A 12,037-nucleotide genomic window follows, 5' to 3' on the forward strand; every position below is an offset into this window, starting at 1 on the left:
CGCTCAACGAGCGCGATTCAGTAACAGCAGTAATAAGGGCGCGCCGACCAGGCCGGTAACCACGCCGATGGCCATTTCCTGGGGCGCAAATAGGGTGCGGGCGCCAAGGTCAGCAAGCACCAGAACGGTGGCGCCAATTAAGGCGCTGGTAGGCAGTAATCGATGATGGCGAACACCCACCAGCCAACGCGCCAGGTGCGGCACTACTAAGCCAACAAAGCCAATGCTGCCGGCGCCGGCTACCATGATGGCGACGACCAACGACACCAGCAGCATCAACACCAGGCGGGTGGCGTGGGGCGAAATACCCAAGGCCAGCGCGCTTTCATCGCCTTCGGCGAGGGCATCGAGAAAGCGGCTGGTGGTCATCAGAATCAAGACGGCAAGCAGCGCGATCAGTGCAGAGAATTGGGCCGTCGGCCAGTGAGTGTTGGCCAGCGAGCCGAGCATCCAGAACATGACCGAGCGACTGGCTTCGGGGGAGTCGGAGGCAAAGATGATAAAGCTGGTGATCGAGCTGAAGGCATAACCGACGGCCATGCCGGCCAGAATCAAACGCAGTGGGCTGGCGCTGCGACCGAAGCCGCCGAGCAGCAGAACAATAAGGGTTGCCAGCAAAGCACCACCAAAGGCAGCGCCACTGAGCAGGGCCAAACCGCCAATGCCGGTGAAAAACACGATGGCGATAGCCGCCCCAGTCGAAGCGCCGGAGCTGATGCCCAGCACATAAGGATCGGCCAGCGGATTACGAATGATGGCTTGCAGCACAACTCCGGCCATGGCCAAAGCGGCGCCTACGGCCATGGCCATTAACACCCGAGGCAAGCGGCTGATCCAGATAATGGCTTCCGTGCTGGCAGGCCAGTCGGCCTCGGTGGGGTGATTGAACAGCATATGCCCGAGCACGCGCATCACCGTTGTTGGATGCAAACCAACCGGCCCGGTGCCAATGGCAATAATGGCAGTGGCAAACAGCAGTGCGGCCAGAGCCAGCATGACGCCGCGGGAACCTTTGCTGGTTAAAACCCCGGCAGCTGCGGCAGTGGTTTGGTTGGGTGCGGTTGTCGGGATCGACACGGAACAAACAGTCTGTATGGCTAGGCGATGTTACAACATAGCATTATCGTCGGCAGTTAGAAATACTGCCGTTACTGCGGAATCGTCGTACGCCGCACCTGGGCGGGTGTCCGCCCGGTCCACTGCCGATAAGCGCGGCTGAAGGCGCTGTGCTCGGAATATCCCAGCAACAGGGCAATTTCGCTGAGCGTTAAAGAAGCGTCGGCCAGGTAATGATTGGCCAGTTGTTCGCGGGTGCGGTCGAGCAGGGTTTGCCAGCTGAGTTGCCGCTGTGCCAAGCGGCGTTGCAGGGTGCGCACTGAGACATGCAACTGCGCCGCTACCCGTTTCAGACTGACCTGGCCTTCGTGCAGCAAGCGAACCATGGCGTGTTGCAAGGCGCGGTCAAAGTTGTCTGAGTCGGGCAGGGCTTGCAGCAGCGCCTGAGCCTGGCGGTCGAGCAGGGTGCGCAGGCTGGCGTCGTTGTGTGGTAGGCGAACGTCGAGTAACGCCTGAGGAAATCGGACGCTGGTGTGGCTGGCCTCGAAGTTGACCGGGCAACCGAAAAAGTCTTCATAGGTTTGCTGCACGGCCGGTGCTGGGGCGGGAAAGACAAAGCTGACCCCGGTCAGTGATGGCGGTTGTGAGACCAGTCGACGCATAAAGCTGATCAGGGCGGCAATGGAGACGCTGTCGGCCAGGTCGCCCACCGAAGCCGATGCTGGCCAGCGCAGGTTGATGTCTTCCGCCTCGCCAATCACCTCAACCAGATCCTGGCCGTAAAACAGGCTTTCATAGCGCTGATACGCCAGCATGGCTTCGCCCAAGGTCTGGCAGGTCAGGGTGAGATAACCCAGGACACCCAAATGTCGCGGTTGCACCAGCGCGCCAATCGCCAAACCCGGCGCCAACTGCTGCGGACGCAGTGCCACGGCGTTTGCCAGCAAGCTTCGCCACAACGGCAAAGCCACAACATCGGCCGGGCTGCGGCTATCGAGCACCACACGCAGCTCTGGCGCGGGCAGGTTCTGCTGATCCAGCCAATCGCTTAATAACTGTACCCAGGCGCCGGTGACACGGATGTTTGTGGCCATCTTGGATCTCCTTGCTGACCTTGGCACAAATTGTCAAAAACTAGGCATCATTCGTCAATTAAACATCCGTGCCGCAGCGCACTATTAGCAGAGATGAACGGGCATTCGCCGAAACGGTAGCTTTGCCAAACCCATAATAATAAGACCGGAGATGCTCCATGACCTTGATGCCGATATTCCAGGCGGTTTGGCACGACAGCGGTCTCGCCAGCGTGTGGCAAGCGCTGGCACCCTGGCTGGCCATTGATGAGCGGCAGCTGATTTTCGTGGTCGCCACGCCCTTCTTTATTGGCCTGTTCTTGTGGGAATACTTCAAAATCCGTCACGACCCGGTACGAGTTGATGCTCGTGAATCCGTCCGTAATTTCATGCTGGGCGCGGGTTACCAAACCACTGAGTTGTTGTTTGCCGGAGTGATCTCTTTCCCGGTCTATGCGCTGGCTTACCATTACCGCCTGCTGGACATTCCCTTGAACTGGGTGACGGCTGCACTGCTGTGGGTGCTGACCGACTTTTGTTTTTACTGGTTTCACCGGGCGTCACATCGTGTACGTTGGCTGTGGGCGGCGCACGTGACGCATCACTCCTCTGAGCGCATGAATTTTTCCACCGCCATGCGTCAGAACGCGACCAATATTTTTAACGGCGGCTGGTTGGTTTATGTGCCATTGGCGTGGCTTGGTTTTAATCCGGTATGGATCGGCGTGTGCTATGCGCTGTCGTTGGTGTATCAGTTTTTTATTCACACCACTTTGGTGAGCCGACTGCATCCGATGATCGAATGGTTGTTCAATACGCCCAGTCACCACCGGGTGCACCATGGCAGAAACCCGGGTTATATCGATCGTAATTACGGGGGCGTCTTTATCGTATTCGATCGCTGCTTCGGAACCTTTGTATCGGAGCGCGATGATGAACCGGTGGAATACGGCATTACTCGCCCGGTCTATAGCCATAACCTGATCGTCAATTGGTGCCATGAATACCGGGACCTGTTCAAAGCCATGGCCGCCCCTGGTGGTCCGTGGCTGCAGCGGTTACAGCATCTGTGGAAACCACCGGAGTGGCAGCGGCATTCAAAAACTGATTAAAAGCTGCTGGATTGGAATAAAGAGACGTTCAGTTTCTGGAAAGCTCAATACTCTGTCACTGCCTTGGCGCTACTTTAAAAAACAGAGTTGTATTTTATGAATGGTGGTATTCAACGACGAATACTCGAGGGTAATGATCTCGCATTCGCTCTAATTCAGTAGTCGTCGTTGCATTACCATTCAGTGAAGATACCTGGTGAAAACTAAGCTTCGAACATCTGACTAGGACTCTTTGTCGACGAAATTTCTAATGGCCTGCAGAAACACTTTCGCAGCGGGCTCCCTTCCCAGCAGTGAGTGATTATTGCTGTCGAGACTGAGAAATTCCGCATTGGGAATTTGTGCCGCCAGTTCCAAGCCGTTTCCGATAGGGACTTGTTGGTCGCCTCGGGCATGAAGGACCAGAGTGGGAACCGTCACCTTCGCCAGGAGATCGCGAACGTCAATCTGATCGATATTGGTCAACAGGCGTGCGGCATTTTCCGGGGACGTCGTTGCTTTTTGGAATTCACTGTACCAAGCCAGTTCGTTGGTGTTGGCGTTGGGAATATAGACCGAAGAAAAGATCTGCCGATAGGCCGGGTTATCGCGCGACCAGCCGGACTTGGCCAGTGTAATCAGTGCTTCCTTCTCGCGTTTTGTATCGGCGCTGGCGGTTAACCCGGAACTGACCGCATAGCCACCAAATAAGATCAGATGGGACACTTTTTCAGGGTGTTTTACCGCATAGGCGATGGCCACAGCGGCGCCCTGAGCAATACCCAACAATGCGAATTGATTCGTATTGGATGCGGCTACAACGGTTTCCAGGTCACTGACAGAGGATTCGAAAGACAGGTCTTCAACTTCCCACTCGGAAAGGCCGCTGCCGCGTTGATCGTAGCGGACAAAACGATGGTCTGTTGCCAGGTCCTGGAACAGAGGGCTCCAAATGGGCGACTCCCAATCGTAATCAATGTGGTTTGGCCAGTTTGCAACTTTGACGATTGGTTTGCCTCTGCCGGCGGAAGCATAGGCAATGCGCACATTGTCTTTGGTGGCACAGAACTCGATCTTCTGTTTCGGGCCGGTATTGCTGAGTGCTTCTTTATAGTCATGTAAATCGGCATTGAGTGAGCCATTAATGACGTTGTCATCTCGTTTTTTTGCCGACCAGGCAATGCCGGCATTGCGGAAACGAATGGTCAGCTCAATGCTTTGCTCTTCCAGTTCCTTGCTGAGCCCAAGCGATTCCAGCAGCGTTAGCAGGCGAGTGGCAGCAGAGGGATTGAATGGTTCCATCTGCAGTCGCCGCCGGGCCCATTGCAAGCGTTTTATGGTGGACAGTTCGGGGTGGGTTGATAGCCGGTGCAGAACTCTGGTTTTGAGTTGCACCAGGCTCTGGCGCTTGACCATCAGCCAGCGTTGATACTTGTCCTGGTCGGGCAGCTCTGTGCCATCCAGAAAAGTCTCCTCCAGAGACTCGCTAATGCTCTCGAGCTCCTGCGCTGTGGTGAAGGGGTCATTGGTTTTCAGTTCCATTTCGCGGATATCGATAAAGACATCATAAGTCAGCAGTGATACTTGCTCGCGGTCGGCGACCAGTCGTTTCTTGTCGGACTGGTTGACCAACGGCCGTATCTTGCTGAGCGACCAGCGCAGGGTGCTGCGCGGATCGTTCGGCTCCTTCCAGAAAAACTCGCACAATTGGTCACGCCGAAACGTTTTTTCCGAGATCGCCAAGTAAGCCAAGAGTGCTCTTGTCTTTCGTGAGCGTGGTAGGTCGAGGCGTTGGCCATCCTGGTAAATCGACAGCCCGCCCATCGTTCTGATCGTCAGTGTCATATAGAACCCCTGGGTCATAAGTGTAAAGACACCTAAAACCGAGCTTTTTTCAAACGAAGCCAAAGAAATACAACGATGGTTTAAACGTTCAATTAAACGGTCTTAAGTTATCTTCGTTCGTATCGGGGCATCTCAGGAGAAGGGATGTTGCGGTGAAAACACTGATGTAGAGACGTATTGAAGAGCCAACAGTGGCATGGAAGCTCATCAACTGGCGGACATTTTTACCCGGAAAGTGATCGTAAAACAACCCGGGTAGGTGAAAGACAAGTGAGGGAGAAAATGACGAAATTTAATCGCAGCAACTTCAGTTCGGTCGATTATATATGGGTGGATGGAGGCCGGTACGCCGCGAGGGTTAGAAGTAAGGTGCGTGTCCTGTCGTTACCGGATGAACCTCAGATCGAAGATTATCCCAGCTGGACATTTGATGGCAGCTTGACTGATCAAGGAGGCAACGAGAATTTGCATCTGGTGCCTGTCCGGCAGTACGTCAATCCTTTTAAAGGCGGGCGAAATTACCTTGTACTGTGCGAGGTTAACGATGCTACTGGCTATGCACATGCAACCAGCCATCGTTCCGGGCTACGACTGTTGCTGGACAACATTAGGCTTATAGCTCACCAGCCGTGGGTGGGTTTTGTGCAGCACTATAGCCTGGTTGCTGATGAGGCTGGTAACGGCGAGCCGACGCTTGACGAAGACCTGCAATCCCAAACCCGTGCCCGTATTGCCGAAGCTCATGCCAATGCCTGTCTGGATGCCGGTTTGCATCTGCACAGTTGGCATCTGTCGTCGCATGAAGATCACTGGGTATTTCAGTTGGGTGTGCGTGATGACAGTGATCAGCACGATCCATTGGAAGTTGCCGACGATCTATGGGTTGCCCGCTACTTGTTAGAGCAGATTGCACAACAGGACCACCAAAGCGTTGTTTACGACAGCTTAAACGCCCCGGCACCGCTGAGTATCAGTATTTCAACGCTTAAAACGAGAAGCGAAGTGGGTGGCATCACAGAGATTCAACGCATCATCTCTGTGCTCGAAAACCTGGAAATAGTGGACCGGGGCAGTAACGAATTCAAGCGGCAGTTCTATCGATCTGAAGACCTTAACCCGGGCTATACCAGTCGCCACTCAGCCTTTCGGATTCCAGCTTCTGTGGTGATGGAACGATCCGGATATGTTGTCGATCAACGCCCGCGTGCCAAGGCAGATCCCTATCGCATTGCTCAATATTTATTGGGCAGCCTGTTAGTGAGTGAAGTCAGTTCCGATCGAAGAGCGCGGATGCAAAGGAGTTCGGAAGTCGGCGTTTGATCGACAGCCTCACCGGGATACCTGGTGATTATTGGAAATGATAGAGGTACCTGGGTTTCACCGTCGAAGTTTCGTTGATGTTTATCTGTCTGATGGTTAAGGACATCATCAACGATGCAGTGAACGTACCTAAGGATGGCAATAACAGGTTGGAGGTTGCGACATGCGTATCAATAATAAAATTCAAGTCCTTTGTAAGGCTGTCTTGATCGGACTGATGACAGTGTTGTGTGCCAGCTGTGAGACACGACCCTATTCCGATGATACCTATCGGATTGGCGGGTTTATTTCAGGAGAGCTCGCGGCCGAGGGGTTGAAAATTGTCAGTCAAAGCGGCGAAGTGGTTGATGTAATCGGTCGCCAGTTTTCTTTTAAAAAAGAACTAAGGGAAGGTGATTCATACTCTGTTGATGTTGCCGAACAACCGGGCGTGCAGATCTGTAAGATTCAGAACGGCACGGGTGTGGTACTGGGAAAAAACATCGATGATATAGAGGTTCGTTGTCGTTCCTGGCGTACAGAGCAGGCGATCTTTCAGAAGGTGGCGAGCAAGACCACAAAGATGGTAGTAGATAAAGACGATCAGCGACACGCCATTGCGGTCTGGCAGCAGGTGAGTGATACCAGTGATGATTCCGATATATGGGCGAACCTCTACAAGGAGGATTCCGGTACTTGGTTTGAGATTAAACAATTAAACGGTGAGGTATCAGGCCCATCAACCAATCCGCAATTATCTTCCCAGGGGGATCGTGATTTATACGTCGTTTGGGAAGAAGAAGACGCTGGGAGTGACTCTAAAATACTCTTTGTCCGTCATAATCAGGATGTTACTCAACCGCCTCAAATTGTTAAAACAGGTGATGTCTCCGAACCCAAGGTGGCATCCAACGATCAGGGCGATGTCATAGTGCTTTGGTTACAAGCTGATGCTGAGACGGGTAATAACCAAGTCTTTTATGCTATCGCAGATCGAGATTCCGGCTGGGGTTTTTCCAATGGTGAAATAGTCAACGACGGACTGGGCGATGCCTCAGACGTGCAGGTTGCCATGAACCACAATGGTGATGCCGTTGCTGTTTGGCTGGAAGCGGATGAAAACAATGTTAATCAGGTCCGTGGAAAATTTTATGACTCGGAGAAAAAGGCTTGGTTTGGAAATGGAAACAATGAGGCGTTTTTAATAAATTTCAAATCAGACGAAGCAGACAAAGCGGCGTTTTCCCCTGAACTGACGATCGATGGCAACGGCAATGTTGTAGTCGCCTGGGTGCAGCAGGGAGTCGATAAGGCATCCAATAGTGTCTGGATTAACACCTATAGCCCTTCAACCAATGCCAACGGTTGGGGTAACGCTGTGGAGGTGGATGTCGAAAATGCGGGCAACGTTGTTTCTGACAGTATTAAGTTGATGGCCTATAAAAGCACGCAGGTCATGATTGTCTGGTCGCAGGATGATGGTTTCGGTACTAATCGGGTATGGGCTATTACGCATAAACCAAATGGCCAGTGGAGAGGCGTAGCGCTGAGTAATCTTCCGTCGGAAACAGGTGTTGAGAGTGGTGAGCAGCCGCAGATCGCTCAGGATGGTGACGGCAACGTCATCGTAGTCTGGCGGCAGTCCATCGCGGGTAACAAGACGATATGGACCAGTACCTATACACCGACCAGTGGCTGGGGAATGCCGGAGCAAATAGAGGCCGATGGTGCTGGCGATTCCACCGAACCGCTGATTGCCATGGGGCAAAGTGGTCACGCAATGGCTATTTGGCGTAAAGAAGTCAGTGGCGATTTGTTTTCCAATTTATTTGAGTAAATAAAACGGCCGGGTCCACAGTCGGTTATTCCCAGTATCCGACCTAGAGCGGGCCCGGCCGGCTGAGTAAGTGTCTGAGTTTTTTCCAGCTGTATTGAATTCTCCTGACGAAAACCGGCAGGTCATTGGCGTGGCGAGATAAATATTCTTCCTCCTCAACCAATGCTTGGCAGGGTTTTGCATCGTTAAAGGGTTGGTGGTTATAGCGCCCACTGGTGTGAGGCGTGGGTGTGCGTTTCCGCTCTCTGGGTGTTATTACGAACATAGTTGGCCTTTGGTTTCGTTACTTGACAGTGCCTCAGGCTATCGGTCTATGCTCTGCACTGGAATAAAACGAAACAGAATGGTCTTTTCATGAATGAAAAGGATATGGATTGGCGTGATCTGCAATTGTTTCTTGCTGTAGCGCGTGAAGGCGGCTTATCGCCGGCGGCAAAACGAGTGGGGCGAAGTGCCGCTACCCTCAGTCGGCGGATGTTAGCGCTGGAAGCGGCCTTGCAGTGCGAGTTGTTCGTTCGTCACGACAGGGGCTACGAACTGACTCAGGATGGCCAGACGCTGCTGGCCTCTCTGACTGAAGTGGAAAATCGACTTCAGCCACTGGGTCAATTATCTCCGCAAGCCGAACGGCCTTTGGTGAAGTTGTCGGCCGGTAGCTGGACGACGCTGGCGCTGATGCCGCACATCCATTTTCTTCAGGGTGAGCCGGCTGATATTTTGCTGCGTTTTATGGCAGCAGAAGAACCTTTAAATATCTCGCATCGGGAAGTTGTTATTGGGTTTCGCAACAAGCGACCGACAGAAGAATCTCTGGTGTGTCGCAAGTTGGCGCCGGTCGAGTTTGCACCCTATGGACAGGCAGAGGCGCCGTTGCGATGGATAAAGGTATTGGTCGATACCCCTTCGGCACGCTGGGTAGACCGGCATGCCGGCGCCGATGCTGTGTGTGAGGTCAATGCGCCACGCAACAGCCTGGATCTGGCATTGGCGGGTGCCGGTGTGGCACTGCTGCCAACCTTTGTGGGCGATGCCCAACCGACGTTAGTGCGTCGCGGTAAGGTGGTTTCCGAGCTCAGCCATGATCGCTGGCTGGTTGTGCACCAGCAGGCGAGGGAATTACCGCAGGTACGTCGGGCGATTGATCGTCTATGCGAGGTTCTGGGATAAACACTGAACCACCTATAGTCATTTCTGGGCAACCCAAGCTGTTATGGAAGAATCAGTAGAAGGGCTAACCCGGAGCAATGCTCCGGTTTTTTATTAACGTGAATAAACGTGCGGATTCACCAGATTGTGTTGGCCGACATTGAGAATATCCCGCTCACCACAGAGCGCCATCGAGATATCCAATTCCCTGTGCAGGATGTTCAGCACATCGGTGACGCCCTGTTCACCCGCCGCACCCAAGCCATACAAAAAGGCCCGGCCGATGTAGGTGCTTTGTGCACCCAGAGCGATGGCTTTTAAGATCTGCTGACCGCTGCGAATGCCGCCATCGAAGTGCACTTCGATGTCGTTGCCAACGGCATCGAGGATCGCCGGTAAGGCTTCGATGCTCGACGGCGCACCGTCCAATTGCCGACCGCCGTGGTTGGAGACAATGATCGCATCGGCGCCGGTTTTGACGGCTGACCTGGCATCTTCCGGGTCCATAATGCCTTTCAGAATCACCGGGCCACCCCAGCGTTCTTTGATCCAGGCGATATCGTCCCAGGAGAGCTTCGGATCGAACTGTTTCGCCGTCCATTCTGACAAGGATGACAAATCCTCCACGCCGCTGACATGGCCGACGATATTGCCGAAACCATGACGTTTGGTGCCCAACATCCGCAAACCCCAGGCCGGTTTACTCATCAATTGCAGGATCGAATTAAGGGTAAATTTCGGCGGCGCCGACAAGCCATTGCGTAAGTCTTTATGACGCTGGCCGAGAATCTGCAGATCGAGCGTAATCACCAACGCCGAACAACCCGCAGCTTTAGCGCGGTCGATTAACCGGCCGATAAAGTCGCGGTCGCGCATCACATAGAGCTGAAACCAGAACGGCTTTTCAGTATGGGCGGCGATGTCTTCAATCGAGCAGATACTCATCGTCGACAGCGTAAAAGGTACACCAAACTGTTCGGCCGCTTTGGCGGCTTTAATTTCGCCATCGGCCCACTGCATACCGGTTAACCCAGTCGGCGCCAGCGCCACCGGCATGGCGACCTTCTGGCCGATCATGGTGGTGGCGGTGGAGCGGTTGGTCATATCGACGGCGACGCGTTGGCGGAATTTCAGTTTATTAAAATCCGTTTCATTGGCGCGGTAGGTCGATTCGGTCCAGGAGCCGGAATCGGCGTAGTCATAAAACATACGCGGCACGCGGCGGCGGGCGAGTTGCTGGTAGTCGTGAATATCGCAGGGCTTCATTGTTATTGTCTCCCAAAAAAAGACCGCCCGCAGGCGGTCAAGAATTGCGATGAAAAGTCGCGCTTGCTTAAACGATGCCAGAGCCGGAACGGCTGGCGTCTACCGGACGTTGTTCAGCACAAGCCTGGCGATAACCACTGGCGCGGTAGCTGGCAATCGGGTCGATGGCGCCGCCGGCATTTTTACGTGCATGCTGCAGGATTGGCTCGACGTCCAGATTGAAAGCAGCCTTCAAGGTTGCTTGCGCCATCAGCGCATCGTTGGTGCGTTGATATTCCGCCAACGCTTCGCGATCGACTAGCGATGCTTTAACGAAAGCACGCTGCACTTCACCAGCGCTGTAGATCAGGCTTTCAATCGGGTCGGTGACATTGTGCGATTGATCGAGCATGTAAAACGGCGCGAAAGTTTTGTCGTTACGCTGAATATCGACCAGTTCGTTGAACACCAGGAACAGTTGATAGGGATCGATGGAGCCGGAATCCAGATCGTCGTCGCCGTATTTGCTGTCGTTGAAATGGAAGCCGCCGAGTTTGCCGAACTGGGCCAGGCGGGCGACGATCATTTCGATGTTGACGTTCGGTGCGTGGTGGCCGAGATCGACCAGGCACAGACAGCGCTCGCCGGTTTCTTTCGCCGCCAGATAGTTTGAACCCCAGTCCTGAATAACGGTGGAGTAAAACGCCGGCTCGAACATTTTGTGTTCGATCAACATGTTCCAGTCGTCCGGCAGCGCGCTGTAGATTTTTTTAGCGCTGTCCAGATAGCGCCCAAAGCTGTCGGAAAAATGTTGCTGGCCGGGGAAGTTGGAGCCGTCGCCGATCCACACCGTCAGCGCTTTCGAGCCCAGTTGTTTGCCCAGTTCAATTACTTCGATGTTGTGCTCTATCGCCTGTTGGCGGGTGGCGTCATCGGCGTGCGTCAGGCTGCCGTATTTATACGAGTGCTTTTGATCGGCCTGATCCTGAAAGGTGTTGGAGTTCATCGCATCGAAACCCAGACCGCGCGCTATGGCGTAGTCGCGCAGTTCGCTGGCATCGCTGGGTTTGTCCCAGGGAATGTGCAGTGAGACGCGTGGTGTCAGCGTGCCCAGTTGCTGGATAACGGCGCAGTCGTCGAGTTTCTCGAAGATGTTGCGCGGCTCGCCCAGGCCCGGAAAACGCGCGAAACGCGTGCCGCCGGTACCCACACCCCAGGAGGGCAGGGCCACTTCCAGTTGCTGTGCCAGCTTTGTTACGGCGTCGATTTGCACACCACGCCGGGCGAGTTTTTCGCCCAGCGCCTGGTAGTCGCTGTTCAGGTTTGCCGAGCGTTGATCGTTGTCGGTCTGGATTTGGTCAGCGGAAATCATTGTTGTTGTCATGCTGCTTACCTGTGATTTTGTTGTGGCTTTTATCGCAATTTTTTTAAAGCTTAAAAGACGG

Annotated in this window: 9 protein-coding genes; 4 read left to right on the plus strand and 5 right to left on the minus strand. The window is 53.9% G+C overall.

Annotation, left to right across the window (positions count from 1 at the left end; translation table 11 throughout):
* Nucleotides 1-3 precede the first annotated feature (3 nt).
* On the minus strand, nucleotides 4-996 hold the full coding sequence (locus tag ABMA60_RS05275; protein ID WP_392799743.1) for a FecCD family ABC transporter permease: 993 nt from the start codon (nucleotides 994-996) through the stop codon (nucleotides 4-6).
* A gap of 152 nt (nucleotides 997-1,148) precedes the next feature.
* Entirely contained in the window at nucleotides 1,149-2,150 is a 1,002-nt protein-coding gene (locus tag ABMA60_RS05280) for a helix-turn-helix domain-containing protein (protein WP_392799745.1), read from the minus strand.
* Between the two features lie 158 nt (nucleotides 2,151-2,308).
* On the opposite strand from ABMA60_RS05280, the gene ABMA60_RS05285 reads away from it, so the two are divergent.
* Nucleotides 2,309-3,241 carry a sterol desaturase family protein gene (locus ABMA60_RS05285; RefSeq protein WP_392799747.1) on the plus strand — a complete coding sequence of 311 codons (933 nt, stop codon included), beginning with the start codon at nucleotides 2,309-2,311 and terminating at the stop codon, nucleotides 3,239-3,241.
* A 222-nt stretch (nucleotides 3,242-3,463) separates the two neighbouring features.
* On the opposite strand, the gene ABMA60_RS05290 is transcribed toward ABMA60_RS05285, so the two are convergent.
* The gene (locus tag ABMA60_RS05290; protein ID WP_392799750.1) at nucleotides 3,464-5,065 is read right to left on the minus strand and encodes an alpha/beta fold hydrolase; all 1,602 of its coding nucleotides are present in this window, start codon (nucleotides 5,063-5,065) and stop codon (nucleotides 3,464-3,466) included.
* 282 nt (nucleotides 5,066-5,347) lie between these two features.
* Here ABMA60_RS05290 and ABMA60_RS05295 point away from each other — a divergent pair, with 282 nt between their 5' ends.
* From ABMA60_RS05295 to ABMA60_RS05305, 3 genes are all read left to right on the plus strand, one after another.
* The gene (locus ABMA60_RS05295; protein WP_392799752.1) at nucleotides 5,348-6,385 is read left to right on the plus strand and encodes a hypothetical protein; all 1,038 of its coding nucleotides are present in this window, start codon (nucleotides 5,348-5,350) and stop codon (nucleotides 6,383-6,385) included.
* A 163-nt stretch (nucleotides 6,386-6,548) separates the two neighbouring features.
* Entirely contained in the window at nucleotides 6,549-8,201 is a 1,653-nt protein-coding gene (locus ABMA60_RS05300; RefSeq protein ID WP_392799755.1) for a hypothetical protein, read from the plus strand.
* A 354-nt stretch (nucleotides 8,202-8,555) separates the two neighbouring features.
* Nucleotides 8,556-9,368, plus strand: coding sequence for a LysR family transcriptional regulator (locus ABMA60_RS05305; protein ID WP_392799758.1), 813 nt, complete (start codon nucleotides 8,556-8,558; stop codon nucleotides 9,366-9,368).
* 93 nt (nucleotides 9,369-9,461) lie between these two features.
* On the opposite strand, the gene ABMA60_RS05310 is transcribed toward ABMA60_RS05305, so the two are convergent.
* Together ABMA60_RS05310 and rhaI are read right to left on the minus strand one after the other, a co-directional pair.
* Nucleotides 9,462-10,613, minus strand: a complete 1,152-nt coding sequence (locus ABMA60_RS05310) for an L-lactate dehydrogenase (protein ID WP_392799761.1) — start codon at nucleotides 10,611-10,613, stop codon at nucleotides 9,462-9,464.
* A 67-nt stretch (nucleotides 10,614-10,680) separates the two neighbouring features.
* A complete protein-coding gene (gene rhaI, locus ABMA60_RS05315; RefSeq protein WP_392799764.1) occupies nucleotides 10,681-11,976 on the minus strand; it encodes an L-rhamnose catabolism isomerase in 1,296 nt (431 codons plus the stop codon).
* Nucleotides 11,977-12,037 lie beyond the last annotated feature (61 nt).

It is taken from the genome of Saccharospirillum sp. HFRX-2 (genome assembly GCF_043196805.1).
Taxonomy (GTDB): domain Bacteria; phylum Pseudomonadota; class Gammaproteobacteria; order Pseudomonadales; family Natronospirillaceae; genus Saccharospirillum.

Coding starts and splice junctions, on each gene's coding strand:
- ABMA60_RS05275 (WP_392799743.1), bottom strand. CDS start 996: ATGCTGGCTCTGGCCGCACTGCTGTTTGCCACTGCCATTATTGCCATT.
- ABMA60_RS05280 (WP_392799745.1), bottom strand. CDS start 2,150: ATGGCCACAAACATCCGTGTCACCGGCGCCTGGGTACAGTTATTAAGC.
- ABMA60_RS05285 (WP_392799747.1), top strand. CDS start 2,309: ATGACCTTGATGCCGATATTCCAGGCGGTTTGGCACGACAGCGGTCTC.
- ABMA60_RS05290 (WP_392799750.1), bottom strand. CDS start 5,065: ATGACACTGACGATCAGAACGATGGGCGGGCTGTCGATTTACCAGGAT.
- ABMA60_RS05295 (WP_392799752.1), top strand. CDS start 5,348: ATGACGAAATTTAATCGCAGCAACTTCAGTTCGGTCGATTATATATGG.
- ABMA60_RS05300 (WP_392799755.1), top strand. CDS start 6,549: ATGCGTATCAATAATAAAATTCAAGTCCTTTGTAAGGCTGTCTTGATC.
- ABMA60_RS05305 (WP_392799758.1), top strand. CDS start 8,556: ATGAATGAAAAGGATATGGATTGGCGTGATCTGCAATTGTTTCTTGCT.
- ABMA60_RS05310 (WP_392799761.1), bottom strand. CDS start 10,613: ATGAAGCCCTGCGATATTCACGACTACCAGCAACTCGCCCGCCGCCGC.
- rhaI (WP_392799764.1), bottom strand. CDS start 11,976: ATGACAACAACAATGATTTCCGCTGACCAAATCCAGACCGACAACGAT.